This window comes from Halocalculus aciditolerans (assembly GCF_014647475.1).
GTDB lineage: Archaea > Halobacteriota > Halobacteria > Halobacteriales > Halobacteriaceae > Halocalculus > Halocalculus aciditolerans.
Genome location: NZ_BMPG01000002.1, coordinates 572,935 through 586,968 on the forward strand (window position 1 = coordinate 572,935; position 14,034 = coordinate 586,968).

Annotated in this window: 15 protein-coding genes; 8 read left to right on the top strand and 7 right to left on the bottom strand. The window is 70.0% G+C overall.

What is annotated here, in order from left to right; genetic code table 11:
* Positions 1–85 precede the first annotated feature (85 nt).
* A complete protein-coding gene (locus tag IEY26_RS09555; RefSeq protein ID WP_188978308.1) occupies positions 86–2,755 on the top strand; it encodes a phosphoenolpyruvate carboxylase in 2,670 nt (889 codons plus the stop codon).
* 74 nt (positions 2,756–2,829) lie between these two features.
* Here IEY26_RS09555 and IEY26_RS09560 read toward each other — a convergent pair whose 3' ends face one another.
* Complete coding sequence (locus tag IEY26_RS09560) at positions 2,830–3,591, bottom strand: hypothetical protein (RefSeq protein WP_188978310.1); 762 nt, start codon at positions 3,589–3,591, stop codon at positions 2,830–2,832.
* Positions 3,592–3,806: 215 nt separating this feature from the next.
* Between IEY26_RS09560 and IEY26_RS09565 the strand changes: the two genes are divergently transcribed.
* The 3 genes from IEY26_RS09565 to IEY26_RS09575 are packed head-to-tail and all read left to right on the top strand — an operon-like array spanning position 3,807 to position 6,027.
* Complete coding sequence (locus IEY26_RS09565) at positions 3,807–4,766, top strand: ABC transporter ATP-binding protein (RefSeq protein ID WP_188978312.1); 960 nt, start codon at positions 3,807–3,809, stop codon at positions 4,764–4,766.
* Positions 4,763–5,530 carry an ABC transporter permease gene (locus IEY26_RS09570; protein ID WP_188978314.1) on the top strand — a complete coding sequence of 256 codons (768 nt, stop codon included), beginning with the start codon at positions 4,763–4,765 and terminating at the stop codon, positions 5,528–5,530. Before IEY26_RS09565 ends, IEY26_RS09570 begins: the two co-directional genes overlap by 4 nt.
* A gap of 5 nt (positions 5,531–5,535) precedes the next feature.
* On the top strand, positions 5,536–6,027 hold the full coding sequence (locus IEY26_RS09575) for a carotenoid biosynthesis protein (protein WP_188978316.1): 492 nt from the start codon (positions 5,536–5,538) through the stop codon (positions 6,025–6,027).
* On the opposite strand, the gene rtcA is transcribed toward IEY26_RS09575, so the two are convergent.
* On the bottom strand, positions 5,996–7,018 hold the full coding sequence (gene rtcA / locus IEY26_RS09580; RefSeq protein WP_188978318.1) for an RNA 3'-terminal phosphate cyclase: 1,023 nt from the start codon (positions 7,016–7,018) through the stop codon (positions 5,996–5,998). The two genes, IEY26_RS09575 and rtcA, sit on opposite strands and share 32 nt — an antisense overlap.
* A 165-nt stretch (positions 7,019–7,183) precedes the next feature.
* Between rtcA and IEY26_RS09585 the strand changes: the two genes are divergently transcribed.
* Positions 7,184–7,750, top strand: coding sequence for a DUF1684 domain-containing protein (locus IEY26_RS09585; RefSeq protein WP_188978319.1), 567 nt, complete (start codon positions 7,184–7,186; stop codon positions 7,748–7,750).
* On the opposite strand, the gene IEY26_RS09590 is transcribed toward IEY26_RS09585, so the two are convergent.
* Together IEY26_RS09590 and IEY26_RS09595 are read right to left on the bottom strand one after the other, a co-directional pair.
* Positions 7,751–8,269: a GrpB family protein gene (locus tag IEY26_RS09590; RefSeq protein WP_188978321.1), complete on the bottom strand. Its 519-nt coding sequence runs from the start codon at positions 8,267–8,269 to the stop codon at positions 7,751–7,753.
* Between the two features lie 355 nt (positions 8,270–8,624).
* Positions 8,625–9,584 (bottom strand): transcription initiation factor IIB, encoded by a 960-nt coding sequence (locus IEY26_RS09595; RefSeq protein ID WP_188978324.1) that lies wholly within the window; start codon positions 9,582–9,584, stop codon positions 8,625–8,627.
* A 392-nt stretch (positions 9,585–9,976) separates the two neighbouring features.
* Between IEY26_RS09595 and IEY26_RS09600 the strand changes: the two genes are divergently transcribed.
* Both IEY26_RS09600 and IEY26_RS09605 read left to right on the top strand, forming a co-directional pair.
* On the top strand, positions 9,977–10,543 hold the full coding sequence (locus IEY26_RS09600; protein WP_229774010.1) for a response regulator transcription factor: 567 nt from the start codon (positions 9,977–9,979) through the stop codon (positions 10,541–10,543).
* Between the two features lie 62 nt (positions 10,544–10,605).
* Positions 10,606–11,481, top strand: a complete 876-nt coding sequence (locus IEY26_RS09605) for a DUF4349 domain-containing protein (RefSeq protein ID WP_229774012.1) — start codon at positions 10,606–10,608, stop codon at positions 11,479–11,481.
* A gap of 3 nt (positions 11,482–11,484) precedes the next feature.
* On the opposite strand, the gene IEY26_RS09610 is transcribed toward IEY26_RS09605, so the two are convergent.
* Both IEY26_RS09610 and IEY26_RS09615 read right to left on the bottom strand, forming a co-directional pair.
* Positions 11,485–11,922, bottom strand: coding sequence for a DUF7112 family protein (locus IEY26_RS09610; protein ID WP_188978328.1), 438 nt, complete (start codon positions 11,920–11,922; stop codon positions 11,485–11,487).
* A gap of 105 nt (positions 11,923–12,027) precedes the next feature.
* On the bottom strand, positions 12,028–12,348 hold the full coding sequence (locus tag IEY26_RS09615) for a hypothetical protein (RefSeq protein ID WP_188978330.1): 321 nt from the start codon (positions 12,346–12,348) through the stop codon (positions 12,028–12,030).
* 235 nt (positions 12,349–12,583) lie between these two features.
* On the opposite strand from IEY26_RS09615, the gene IEY26_RS09620 reads away from it, so the two are divergent.
* Positions 12,584–13,228 carry a DUF1028 domain-containing protein gene (locus IEY26_RS09620; protein WP_188978332.1) on the top strand — a complete coding sequence of 215 codons (645 nt, stop codon included), beginning with the start codon at positions 12,584–12,586 and terminating at the stop codon, positions 13,226–13,228.
* A gap of 59 nt (positions 13,229–13,287) precedes the next feature.
* Here IEY26_RS09620 and IEY26_RS09625 read toward each other — a convergent pair whose 3' ends face one another.
* Positions 13,288–14,028, bottom strand: coding sequence for a creatininase family protein (locus IEY26_RS09625; RefSeq protein WP_188978334.1), 741 nt, complete (start codon positions 14,026–14,028; stop codon positions 13,288–13,290).
* Positions 14,029–14,034: the final 6 nt, after the last annotated feature.

Genomic DNA, 14,034 nt, shown 5'->3' on the forward strand with positions numbered 1-14,034 from the left:
TTGTAACCGTTTGCCACACGGAGTTACTACGGTAATACTCAATCCATCCCGGGGATTGAAGCGTCATGCTATCGAGTGCCACGCCATGGCAGGGGACGACCGGTCAGTGACGAGTGACGTGCGACGACTCGGCGACACGCTCGGCGAGGTGCTGTCGACGCACGAGCCGCCGGCGGCGTTCGCGGCCGTCGAGAACGCGCGGACGGCCGCCATCGACTACCGGCGCGGGGACGCGGGCGACCACTCCGCCGTGAGAGCCGCCGTGGAGGAGACGCCGCCGAGCGAGCGGGAGTCGCTCGCGCGGGCGTTCACGGCGTACTTCGAGCTGGTGAACGTCGCGGAGGACCGAGAGCGCGTCCGACAGCTCCGCGAGCGCTCGCGAGACGGCCCCGCGCCGGGCGGGGTGGCGGACGCAATCGGGGCGCTCGCCGACGCGCTCGACGCGGACGACCTCGCCGACGTGCTGGAAAGCGTCGAGGTGACGCCGACGTTCACGGCGCACCCGACGGAGGCGCGACGGAAGACGGTGAAGAGCCTGCTCGGCCGGGTGGCGGACGTGCTCGAAGACGTCGACGAGCGGCAGCTGACGGCGGCGGAGCGAGAGCGCGAGGAAGCCCGGCTCGCGGCGGCGGTCGAGGCGCTGTGGACGGCGCGGCACGTGCGGACGCGGCGGCCGGAGCCGCTGGACGAGGCGCGCGACGTCCACCACTATCTCGCGGGCACGGTGTTCGACGGCGTGCCGGCGCTCTACGACGCGGTAGAGCGCGCGCTCGACGACGCCTACGACGACCCGCCGGCCGTCCCGGAGCTCCTCTCCTTCCGGTCGTGGGCGGGGAGCGACCGCGACGGCAACCCCTACGTCACGGTGGACACGACGAGCGAGGTGCTCGCCCGCCAGCGCGCGCTCGTCGTCGAGCGGTACGACGAGGCGCTCGCGGACGTCGAGGACGCGCTGGCGGTGGACGGAGCGCGCGTCGCGGACGCCGACCTGCCGAGTCCGCCGCCGGGGAGCACGGCGGGAGACCGCCATCCGGACGAGCCGTTCCGGCGCGCTGTCGCGGGGATGCGCGAGCGCCTCGACCGGGTGGGCGGCGTCCGCGCCGGCGAGTACGGTGACGCGGACGCGTTCCGCGCGGACCTCGGCCGGGTCGAGGACGCGCTGCGGGCGAACGGGCTCGACCGACTCGCGGACGTGCACGTCGTCCCGCTCCGCCGGCAGGCGGCGACGTTCGGGTTCCACCTCGCGGCGCTCGACCTCCGCGACCACGCGGACAACCACACCGAGGCCGTGAGCGAGGCGCTCGCCGCGCAGGGCGTCGACTACGCGGGGATGACGGAGGCGGAGCGCCAGCGCGTGCTCACGGACGCCATCGACCGAGACGCCCCCGTGGTCGACGTCGAGGTCGAGCGCGACGCGTACGGCGAGACGACAACGCGGGTGCTCCGGCGGTTCGCCGCGCTCGCGGACTGGCAGGCGGAGTACGGCGAGGACGCCATCGACGCCTACGCGGTGAGCATGACGGAGGAGCCGAGTCACGTCCTCGAAGTCCTCTTCCTCGCCGACCAGGCGGGCGTCGTCGCGCTCCCCGACCATTCGGGTATCGACGTCGTCCCGCTCCTCGAAACCGAATCCGCGCTCTCCGGCGCGCGCGACTTCCTCACGGCGCTCTTCGAGAACGACGCCTACCGCGCCGCCCTCGACGCGCGGGACGGGGTTCAGGAGGTGATGCTCGGCTACTCGGACTCGACGAAGGAGAACGGCTTCCTCGCCTCGAACTGGCGGTTGAACGACGCGCAGCGCCGGCTCGCCGAGATAACCGACGAACACGACGTGGACCTGCGGTTGTTCCACGGGCGCGGCGGCTCCGTCTCCCGCGGCGGCGGGCCGACGGACGACGCGCTGCGCGCGCTCCCGCCGGAGACGGCGACAGGCCCGGTAAAGTTCACGCAGCAGGGGGAGACCATCGCGGAGCATTACGCGACGCGGGGGCTGGCGGAGCGGACGCTGGAGCAGGTCGTGGGCGCGCAGGTGCAGGCGGTCGGGGCGGCGGCGTCCGACGCCGCCGTGCGCCCGAGAGATGCGTGGGTGGAGGGGGCGGCGGCGATGGCGGACGCGGCCCGCGACGAGTACCGCGACCTCCTCGAAACCGAGGGGTTCGTGGCGTACTACGAGCAGGCGACGCCCATCGACGTGGTGGAGACGCTGCATCTCGGGTCGCGGCCGGCGTCGCGGACCGGGGAGCGAACGGTGGAGGACCTGCGGGCGATTCCGTGGGTGTTCTCGTGGACGCAGGCGCGCTGCATCGTCCCGGGCTGGTACGGGTTCGGGACGGGCGTCGACGCCGCGCCCGTCGAGACGGAGGCGCTCGGCGAGCTCTACGAGTCGTGGCCGTTCTTCCGGTCGGTCGTGGACCGGGCGGCGCACGCGCTCGCGCGGACGGAGCTCGGCGTCGCGGCCGAGTACGCCGACCTCGCGGACGACGACCTCCGCGAGCGGTTCTTCCCGCGGCTCGAAGCCGAGTACGAGCGGTCGGTTGAGGCGGTGCTCGCCATCACGGGGCGGGACGCGCTCGTCGAGCGGGAGTGGTTCGCGGAGAACCTCGCGCGCCGGAACCCCTACGTCGACCCGCTGAACCACCTGCAGGTCGAACTGCTGGAAGAAGCGCGGCAGAGCGGAGAGACGCCGGCGGCGGTCGACCGCGCGCTCCGCCTGACGGTAAAGGGAATCGCGGCGGGGATGCGGACGACCGGCTGAGAGCGTTCACTAGTGCGGGGCGTCCGGCCGGCAGAAGAACGGGTCCCGCGGATGGCTGGCGGGAGCCGAGTCGATTATTCGGCCTGGTCGGTCCAGGACGGGGCGGCGACGGACGCGTCGGTGTCGTAGCTCCACGTCTGGGTGACGTGGACGGGTTCGCCGTCGGCGGTGGCGGTGTAGGTGACGGAGAGGCTGGTGAGCGTGCCGTCAGCCTGAACGACCGCGGTGGCCTGCGTGTCGGTGACGTTGGCGAGGCCGTGGTGGGTCGTCACCGTGAAGCCGGAGGCGGTGAGGTGCGTCGCGTCGTCCTCGATGGTGGCGTTCGTCTCGTCGGCGGAGGCGAAGGTGAGGTAGACGAAGTCGTCGTCGACGACGCCGAGCTTGCCGAAGCGGCTCGCGGCCGGTTCGGAGTCGACGCCGACAGACGCGTTCCCGTCAGCGACCGTGCGCGTGTAGACCGCGGAGTCGTTCGCGGGCGTGAAGTACGTCGTCGCGGAGTCGGAGACGCTCGCGCCCGTCTGAGCGTCGGTGAGGTTGTAGTGCGTCTTCGAGGCGACGTTCCCGTCGAGCGTCGTCTGCACGTCGGTCGTGCCGTTCTCGAAGGCGACCGTCGTGTTCTGGGAGACGGCGTAGGACGTGTTCGAGAGCGCGTCCGCGTACGCCGTGGAGAGCGCCGGGGCGCTCGTCACACCCGTCTCGTTCACGCCGGGCGCGTACGTCGCGCTCGCCGCGTCGCTGGTCGTCGTGTTGTTCGCCGCGGGGCCCGTGCCGCCGGTACAGCCGGCGAGCGCGAGCACCGCGACGAGTGCTACAGTGAGGAGGACCTTTCGTCGCATCGACGGAGAGTTACCCGTCTCGTGATAAAGCCCTTCTCCTTCGAACCGAAACATCGCCGTCGTCTTGCGGTTTCACACCACGGTACGAGTTGGCAACCAGCGGTCAACTATCGGTCAGTGGTAGCGCGTGTCGCGGGCCGGCGGCGCGTGCGAGTGGCGGTTCGCGCGGCCGTGTTCACCACCCTTAACCGTCGAAGCGCCGTCGATTCGCGTAGATGCCTCCGGCGATTCGCACGCGGAACCTCGAGAAGGAGTACGGCGACGTCCGAGCGCTCGACGGTCTCGACCTCGACGTCCCCGAAGGCTCCTTCTTCGGCCTGCTCGGACCGAACGGCGCGGGGAAGACGACCTTCATCAACATCCTCGTTGGACTCGTCCGGAAGACCGGCGGAAGCGCCGAAGTCTTCGGGAACGACGTCGAAGACGACTATCAGGCGGCGCGCGACGCCATCGGCCTCGCCCCGCAGGAGTTCAACGTCGACCGCTTCTTCCCGATCCGCGAAGTCCTCGAACACAAGGCCGGCTACCACGGAATCACCGGCGAGGAAGCCACCCGGCGCGCCGACGACGCCCTGCGGACCGTCGATATCTACGACAAGCGCGACACGCGCTTCGACTGGCTCTCCGGCGGCATGAAACGCCGGTTCATGCTCGCCCGCGCGATGGTCACCGACCCCGACCTCCTCATCCTCGACGAACCCACCGCCGGCGTCGACGTCGAACTCCGCCACGACCTCTGGGACCTCATCACCGACCTCAACGACCGCGGGACCACCATCCTCCTCACCACGCACTACATCGAGGAGGCCGAACGGCTCTGCGACGAGGTCGCCATCATCGACTCCGGGCGGAACGTCACCGTCGCGACGCCCGACGAACTCACCGAGCGCGGCGTCGACACCCTCGCCGTCCACCTCGACCGCGCTCCCGACAGCGTTCCCGCCATCGAGGACGACCGCGTCGACGACCTCGAACTCGACGGGAACGTCCTCCGCGTCCAGACCGGCAACGCCAGCGCGCTCGCCCCCGAAGCCGTCCGCCAGCTCGACGCACAAGGCCTGCGCGCCGTCGACATCGACATCTCCCGCACCAGCCTCGAAGAGGTCTTCGTCGAGATGACGCGACCCGAGAAAGACGAAGCCGACGACGAACCCGCACTGGAGGTGTCGCCGTGAGCGTCCTCTCAGCCGGCTTCAAGACGCTCACCGAACGCGAGATTCTCCGCTTCGTCCGCCGCCCCCGGAACACGTTCGTCCCGCCGCTCATCACGAACGTCCTCTACTTCGCCGTCTTCGGCGTCATCCTCGGCGGCCGCATCGATCAACAAGGAGGCGTCCCCTACATCCAGTTCATCCTCCCCGGTCTCGTCGTCCTCGGTGCCATCGGGAACGCCTTCGAGAACGCCTCCTTCAGCATCTTCCACGGCCGCTGGAACGAGTACATCCACGAGACGCTGACGAGCCCGATGGCGTACTGGGAGATGGTCGCCGCCTACGTCATCGCGTCCGCAGCACGCGGCGTCGTCATCGGCGTGATGATCACCGTCATCGGCCTCTTCTTCACCGACGTTTCCTTCGCCGCCGTCGGCTACGTCGTCGCGTTCATGCTCGTCATCACCGTGCTCTTCGCCGGGTTCGGCGTCATGGGCGGCCTCTGGGCGGAGGACTTCGACCACCTCACAGTCCTGAATCAGTTCATCATCCGGCCGCTCGTCTTCTTCGGCGGCGTCTTCTACTCGCTCTCCGAGCTCCCGGGCGTCTGGCGCGAGGTCAGCCTCCTCAACCCGATGGTCTACATGGTGAACGGCGTGCGCTACGGCTTCCTCGGCTCCGCCGACCTCCGCCCGGAGACCGCGCTCGTCGTCCTCACCGGCCTCACAATCGTCGTCCTCGCCGTCGACGTCTATCTCTTCCGCCGCGGCTACGGCCTCACCGACTGACCGGAATGGCGCGCTCGCACCGCTCGCACCCGTCGCATCGCTCGCTCATCACTGCCCTCTTCGCCGCACTCGTCGCCGTCCACGCCGGTTTATCGTGGCCGCCCGCCCTCGTCGTCGCCTTCTTCTCCGGCGGGATGGCGCTGGCCTTCCTCGCGGAGGCCGTCGGCGTCGCGCTCGGCCTCGTCCGCCACCACACGCGGCCGCGCGTCGCGGGCGTCCCCCTGCACGTCGTCGCCGCGTGGCCCGCTGTCGGCTATCTCGCGTACCGGTTCGCCCGCGTGTTCGTCCCGGCGGACGCCCGCGCGGTCCTCGTCGCCGCGCTCGTCGCGACCGCCGTCGACGCCTTCCTCGACCCGCTCGGCGTCGACGCCGAAGCGTGGTCCTACCCCGACCACCCGCTCTCGGGGCTTCGGTTTCGGGGCGTGCCGTGGTGGAACGCCGTGGCGTGGTTCGTCCTCGTCGCGCTCACCGCGTCAATTCCGCTCCTGTGGCGCTGAGGCGGAGCGCGTCCGACTCCTCGATGGAGACCGGAGCGCCGAAGGCGTCGAGGAGGCGCGCGCAGGTCTCGACGTGCCGCGTGCGCTCCGGAGCCGTGACGCTCCCGCCGGCGAGCGCGAGGTACGGGAGGAGCTGGTCGGCGAGGTGGCGGTCGACCGCGCCCGGCTCGCCGGCGAATCGGCGGAAGCCCGCGGCGGCCGCGAGCCCGACGTCCTCCGCGGGACGGCCGCGCTCGCCGAGCGCCGTGAAGCCCGCGCGGTGCGTCCCGTAGTCCGCGACGACCGTCACAACGCTCCCCGTCGAGCGCGTCGACACGTACTCGGCCGCCTCCCGGACCGGGACGTCGAGGTCGATTCCCTCGCGAACGCCCGATATCTGGCGTTCGGCGACGTCCGCGTCCGCGAGGTCGTTCGACGCGGCGGAGTGGACGGCGACCTGCGCGAGCCGGCCGCGCTCCGAGAGTTCGACGGAGTCGAGCGTCGACGGCCGGAGCGTGAGGGTGAGTTCGCCGCCGCCCGCGGGGTAGAATCCGCGGCGGTCGATCTCTAGTTCGGCGTCGAGGCCGAGCGAGCGGAGGGCCGGGAGTTTGACGTGACGGAGGTAGTCGAGCGAGGGCGCGTGCCGAACGTCGGTTCCGCCCGCGAGTTCGACGGTCACGGGTTCGGGGAGGCCGACAGCGAGCGGGAGGAGCGCGTCGACGACGAGTGGGAGGCTCTCCGCGGTGCCGACGTCGAAGGCGAAGTCGCCGCCGCGAAGCGTACCAGGATCGACGACGACGCGTTCGCTGCCGACGTCGACGCCGGTGGTGTCGGCGTCACAGAGCGTCGCGGCGGCGCGGACGGCGGTGGCGTGCTGGGCGCGCAGGCCCGGCGGGTCGCGATTCCCGCGGACGCCCGTCATCTCGAAGCCCTCGCCGGTCAGCGCGGCGAGCGACGCGGCCGTGCGGACGAGCTGCCCGCCGCCCGCGCTCCCGTCGAGTGCGAGCGTCACCGCGCGACACCCCGCATCGGCTCGTGATTCGGGCGCAGTCCGGTCGCGGCGCGGCGAACGTGCATAGTTGAGTGGTGGACGCGGCGGCCCTTAGCCGCTTCCCGTTCGCGGCACAGCCCGCGGCGGAGCGCGTCGCTTACGGCGCGCGGTCCCGAAGCCCGTGGTATGGCCGAATCCGACCTCGACCTCGACGCGTGGCGCGACAGAGTCCGAGACTACCGCGAGCGGAAGGACGCGTTCCTCGAACGCGACGACGACTCGCCGCTCGCCGGCCGAGACGGATTCGACGGGCTCGACTACTACGAACCGGACCCCGAGTATCGAGTGGTCGCGCGCTACGAGCCGCGACAGACGCCGGAGACAGTCGTGCTTGAGATGGCGAAAGGGAGCGATGGCGGCGACGGGCCGTCCGAGGCGGAGTACGAGGCCGCGGCGGCGTTCGGGTTCACCGTCGGCGGCGAGTTCACGACGCTCACCGGCTACCGGACGCCCGGGCAGGAGACGCTGCTCGTGCCGTTCACGGACGAGACGACCGGCGATACGACGCCCGCGATGGGGCGGTATCTCGACGTGGACGTCGAGGGCGTCGACGCCCGCGACGAGGTCGCGCTCGACTTCAACCTCGCGTACGCGCCGTTCGCGCACTACGACGACGCCTACGCCAGCCCCCTCCCGCCGACCGACAACCACGTTCCCGCGCGCATCGACGCCGGCGAGCGGACACTCGACTGATTAGTCAAGCGCGTCGTCGAGGACGGATTCGACGAATTCGCTCTTCGCCGCGGTGTAGGTCGCCCGGTCGTCGCCGTGCTCGGCCGCGAGGTCGCGTTTCAGGTCGGCGTACGCGTCTCGAACGTCGGGGTGTGCGCGGAGGGAGTCTCGGAAGGCGAGCTGTTCGCGGTAGCAGTCGCTGTCGGGCGTGACGACCGAGAGGTAGTGGGTGCGGTTCGACGGCGGGCCGCGCGCGAGGAAGATCCGCCCGTCGACGTCGTCGTTCGGCCGGCGCTCGTAGCCGTGTTCGATCAGCGTGTTGGCGACGCGCTCGCCGGCTTCTCGGTCGGGAACGACGGCGAGCAGGTCGATGATCGGTTTCGCCGGGAGGCCGGGAATCGCCGTGCTGCCGACGTGGGCGAACGCCTCGACGGCCTCGCCGACGAGCGCGTCGAGCCGCTCGGCTTCGCGCTCGTAGACCGCCACCCACGACTCGTCGTACGGTTCGAGTTCGACGGTCCCGCGCGCGAGGCCGACCATACCACGAGCAGTCGGAGTACGCGGGAAAATACTTCGGTGCGTGAGATGAGCGGTCGACGTGCGGGCGCGACGCCGCGGCCACGACCCCGAACGCGCGAGAGCGAATCAGGTCACAGACCCAGCGAGAGACATTGCGGATTCGGCGGGCGGAAACAGGACGGAAAACCGGCGTGCGGCAGCGGAGGCGGAGTGGTCGCGGAGGCGGGCGGTAGTTGTAGCGGAGCAGTAGCGGAGCGGTTAGTTCACCGCGTGATGCCGCGGGGCGGCCGTTAGGCCGCCCGCTTGCGTCCCCCGACGGGAAGGGTGGGACATAAAAAGGGGAAAACCGTCGGCGAAGCCGACGGTTTTGGGCTTTTTAGGCAGTCGCTTCCAGCAGTTCCTGGTAGCGGTTGCGGATGGTGACCTCACTGACGTCGGTGACGTCGGAGACGGCGGATTGGGTGACCTTCTGGTTGGTGAGGAGGCTGGCGGCGTAGATGGCGGCGGCGGCGAGGCCGACAGGGCTCTTCCCGCTGGTGACGCCGGTCTCCTGGGCGGTCGTGAGGAGGTCGCGGGCTTGGCGTTCGACTTCCTCGGAGAGGTCGAGTTCGCTGGCGAAGCGCGGGACGTAGCTCGCGGGGTCAGCGGGGGCGACTTCGAGGGAGAGTTCGCGCACGATGTAGCGGTAGGTGCGTTTGAACTCCATCTCGTCGATGCGTGAGACGACGGCGACTTCGTCGATGGAGCGCGGGGTCTGCATCTGTCGGGCGGCGGCGTAGACGGCGGCGGTGGCGACGCCTTCGATGCTGCGGCCGGGGAGGAGGTCCTCGTTGAGCGCGCGGCGGTAGATGACGGACGCGGTCTCGCGGACCTCCTTGGGGAGGCCGAGCGCCGAGCTCATGCGTTCGATTTCGCCGAGCGCCTGCTTGAGGTTGCGCTCCTTGCTGTCGCGGGTGCGGAAGCGCTCGTTCCACGTGCGGAGGCGCTGCATCTTCTGGCGCTGGCGGCTGGAGAGGGAGTTCCCGTAGGCGTCCTTGTTCTGCCAGCCGATGTTCGTCGACAGCCCCTTGTCGTGCATCATGTTAGTCGTCGGCGCTCCCACTCTGCTCTTCTTGTCCTTCTCGGCGGAGTCGAAGGCGCGCCACTCGGGGCCGCGGTCGATACCGTCCTCTTCGACGACGAGACCGCAGTCGGCGCAGACGGTCTCGCCGTGTTCGGCGTCGTGGCGGACGTCGCCGCCGCACTCGGGGCAGACGTCGGTGTCGACCTGCTCTTCTTCTCGTTCTGTCGTACTGGTCTGCTCGCCGCTGTAGGTTCGGATGCTGGTGTCGCTCATGGTGTATCACTGAAGCCGCCCGGGAAAACGTATAAATCCGTTCCGGGGGGCGCTTCCTAACCATTGATAAGACCGACACCTACTTAAATGTTTCGCAAAATATACTGGTGGGTGGGAGCTAGTAACACGCTAGAGAGGCGGGTTACACCCGAAAATACGGCGCTCCGTTGGCTCGGTTTCGCGGCCGCCCGCGAGAGAAAGATATAACTGTTCGGTAGTGTTGCGGTTCGGAAAACCCGGGGGAAGGCTTTTGCCCACCAGTTTCCTAAATAGTCTCAATACCAATGGGTAGCGGGCATGAAACAAACCTGGACGGCGAGGCGGGAGGCCGTAGCGACCGCCAGACGGCACAGGGGAACGCCCGGTCCGCCGCGGCAGGGGCGAGCGCCGAGGTGGCGACTCCGACCGTACTGGCCGTCGACGACCTGCCGGAGTACCTGAAACTCTACGAGGCGCGCCTCGGTGACGCCTACGACGTCCGAACGGCGGCGAACGGGGAGGAAGCCCTGGAGTCACTCGACGACGCCGTCGACATCGTCCTCCTCGACCGGAGCATGCCGGGGCTCTCCGGCGACGACGTCCTCGAACGCATCCGCGACGCCGACGAGGACTGCCGCGTCGCGATGGTCACCGCCGTCGAACCCGACTTCGACATCATCGACCTCGGCTTCGACGCGTACCTGACGAAACCCGTGTCGAAGGACACGCTCCTCTCGACCGTCGACCGCCTGCTCACCCGGACGACGTACTCGGAGACCCTGAGCGAACTCTACACGCTCTGCTCGAAGCGCGCCGTCCTGAAGCGCGCGAAGGACGAGGAGGAGCTGGCGGCCTCCGAGAAGTACCAGGACCTCCAGGCGCGCATCGCGGAGCTCCGCATCGAGGTCGACTCGACCGCGTCCGCGTTCGAGCGCGACGACTACCGCGCGACCTTCCGCGACCTCTCCTTCGACGACTAACGGTCAAATCGCGGTTTCACCCGCCCCCTCGACTTATCACGCCCGAGTGACACCTACGGAGTGTGAGAGTGAGACGCACGTTCGTCGTCGTCGCGGTCGCCGCCCTCCTCGTCCTCGCCGGCTGTTTGGGCGCGGGCGGCGGGCCCCTCGACGGCGGGAGCGGTGGCGACGCGGTCGAGGCGACCCCGGCGGCGGGTGATGCGAGCGCCGGAACGACCGTCCAGTCCGGGAGCAACTCCGGCGAGCAGTCGATGAGCGCGGCCGCGGACGCCCGGTTCCGGATTCGAACCGCCGAAGCGAGCGTGACCGTCGACGACTTCGGCACCGCCCGCCGGTCGCTCGTCGCCGAGACGCGGTCGCTCGGCGGCTACCTCGGCTCCTCCCGCCAGCAACAACACCACGCGGACAACCAGACGTGGACCACCGGCACGGTCGTCCTCCGGGTCCCCGCCGAGAACTACTCCGTCCTCCTCGACGCCGTCCGCGCGAGCGGCGACGTCGACCGCGTCTCCACCGACACGCGGGACGTGACGAAGCGGGCCGTCGACCTCCGCGCGCGCCTGGAGAACCTGAAAGCCCAGCGCGACCGCCTGCGCGAGATGTACAACGAGACGGACTCCACCGAGGAAGCCCTCGCGGTGCAAGAACGCCTCTCCGAGGTCCAGACCGAGATCGAGCAGGTGCAGGGCGAACTCCAGGTGCTCGAACACCGCGTCGCCTACTCGACCGTCACCGTCCACCTCGACGAACAGCGCCCCGACCGCTCCGCCGTCGCATCGCGGCCCGGCATCGTCGGCGCGTTCGTCTCCTCAGTCTACGGCGTCGTCGACGCGCTCCACACGCTCGCGCTCCTCGCGGCCTACGCCATCCCCTACCTCGTCGTCTTCCTCCTCCCCGTCGGCGCGGTCGTCTACGGCGTCCGCCGCTACCGGAGCTAACGCTCAGCCGTCCAGGTCGCGGGCGATGTCGGCGAGTGAGCTCTTGGGTTTCTCGGTGGCCGTGTATCGAGCGGTTTCGCCGGGCGCGCGGACGCCGTATTTGAAGTCGGGTTCGACGACGTCGACGTGGACGGTGCGGCCGATATCTAGGTCGGTGGACTGGAGCCACTCGCGGAGGTGGTTGGTGCCGTCGCGGGAGCGGGCGAGGCGCGGGGTGTCGTATGCGCCGCGGAAGGCGGCGCGGCCGTCGGACGTTTCGGCGACGCGGGCGCGGTATTCGTGGCCGTCGACGACGAGGCGGACGACCTCGCCTTCGTCGGGGAACCGGTCGCGGGCGTCGGCGGGGGCGACGACCTGCGGGCGGCGGGTGCCGCCGTAGCGTTCGAGGGTCGCGTCGACCGTGGTGACGCTCGGGTTGTCGCTCGTGACGCGGTCGGCCATACGCGGAGAATGCGCGCGGAAGGGGATACGGGTGACGCTCCGAGCGTCGAGAAAACACGTCGCGCGTGGAGTCGCCCGAGCAGGCGACGACCACCGGCGGGCGAGTTAGTCGTGTGCGATTCGGCGGCGGGCTTCGCGGGCGGCGACGCCGAGCGCGCGCCGGGCGTAGACGCCGGCGGCGACGACGACGCCCGCGACGGCCGCCGTGACCGCGAAGACGAACGCGAGCGACCCCGTGAACGCGAGTAGTCCGCCGGCGAGCGAGCCGACCGCGAGGCCGAGCGCGGCGGTGACGAGCAGCGCCGCGCCGGCCTTCTCGAAGAACCCGGCGTTCCCGAGCCGGTCGACGAGGGCGTCCAGGGGGTCGTCTCCGAAGCTCCGATGCGTCTGCGAGTCGGCCGTGGACCGCTCGTAGACGTCAGCCACGTTCCGGACGTGCGCCCGGAGACGCTTCAACCCTGCGACAAAACGTACGCGTATTATTCTCAGTGACGACTCGCTCGGCTCGCTCAAACGCCTACTACGGCGCGTTTCAGCGGTCGAAATCCCATCGAGTAGTTCGTCTCCACGCCCGATTCACGTCTATCGGCCTCGTGTCAGTTCTTCGAATGCCGGATCGGTTCGGGGGAGGGCTTTTTCCCTCGGCGTGCGAGCTGTGCGCATGACGTTCTCAGTCTGCTTCCGCGAGGAGACGCCCGACGGACCTGTGTTCGCGGCCGGCGCGGCGACCGACGCGCCCGCCGTCGGCGCGCTCTGCCCGTACGCGACCGAGCGCGGCGTTATCTGCACGCAGAGCTTCGTCAACGTCCGCCTCGGCCGCCGCGGCATCGACCTCCTCGACGACCTCTCCGTCTCCGACGCCGTCGAGGGCCTGCTCGCACAGGACGACCACGCGGAGCTCCGCCAGGTCCACGGCCTCGACGCGCGCGGCGACGCCTTCGCCTACTCCGGCGAAGGGTGCGACGGCTGGTTCGGCCACCGCGTCGAGGGCGACCGGACCGCCGCCGGGAACATGCTCACCGGCCCGGAGACGCTCGACGCCGCCCTCGACGCTCTCGACGGTGACTTCGACGACCACGTCGACCGCCTGCTCGCCGCGCTCGCCGCGGGCAAGGACGCGGGCGGCGACAAACGCGGCCACTCCTCCGCCGCCGTCGTCGTCTGGGCCCCGAAGACCGAAGCCTACCACGACCTCCGCGTCGACGAACACGACGCGCCCATCGCGGAACTCCGCGGCGTCTACGAACGCACCAAGGAACGGAGCGGCGACTTCTCCGAAGACTCGAAATCCCGAATCTTCGACTGAGACGCACGAGCCGGTTCGCCAGACGGCGAGAGCTGGATGCGAGCCGGTTTTGCGGTCGGTTAGGCGGTGACGCCGAGTTCGGCGCGGATTTCGTCGGCGAGGTAGTCGGCGGTTTCGCGGATGATGGTTTCGCCTTGTTCGACGCTGGCTCGTTCGGGGTCGCCGAGGACGCCGTTGGGGGCGAGGGTGTCGATGCCGGCGGCGATGTCTTTGCCGGTGAACTCGCCGAGGAAGCCGGTGGTGTCGGTGGTGTCCTGGACGAGTTCGGGGTCGGTCTGCATGATGAAGGCGGTCTCGGCCGCGCCGGCGTGCGCGCCGGCTTCGGCGGGCGGGACGTCGAACGACGCCATGGCGCGTTCGCGTGTGCCGGTGATGCCGTCTCTGGTGCCGGCGACGAAGGCGTTGACGCCGACGTCCGCGGCGATGTCGGGGACGGCGTCGTCGAGGAGGTCGGTGTTGCCGCCGTGGCTCGTGAAGTACGCGACGTGCTCGAAGCCGTGGTCGGCGAGGCTCGCGGCGTAGTCGCGGAGGACGCCGCGGAACGTCTCGGGGCGGAGCGTGATGGTGCCGGGGAACGCCATGTGGTGGTCGGAGCGCCCGGGTCGCACGGTCGGCGCGACGAAGCAGTCGAGCCGGTCGGCGATGCGGCGGCCGAGGACGTTCGCGCGGATGGTGTCGACGGCGAGCGGGAGGTGCGGGCCGTGCTGTTCGATGCTGGCTGTCGGAACGACGACGAGGCGGGAGTCGTCGAGGGCGTCCTCGACGTCGGGCCACGTCATCTCTTCGAGTACGTATGGCATAGGGGG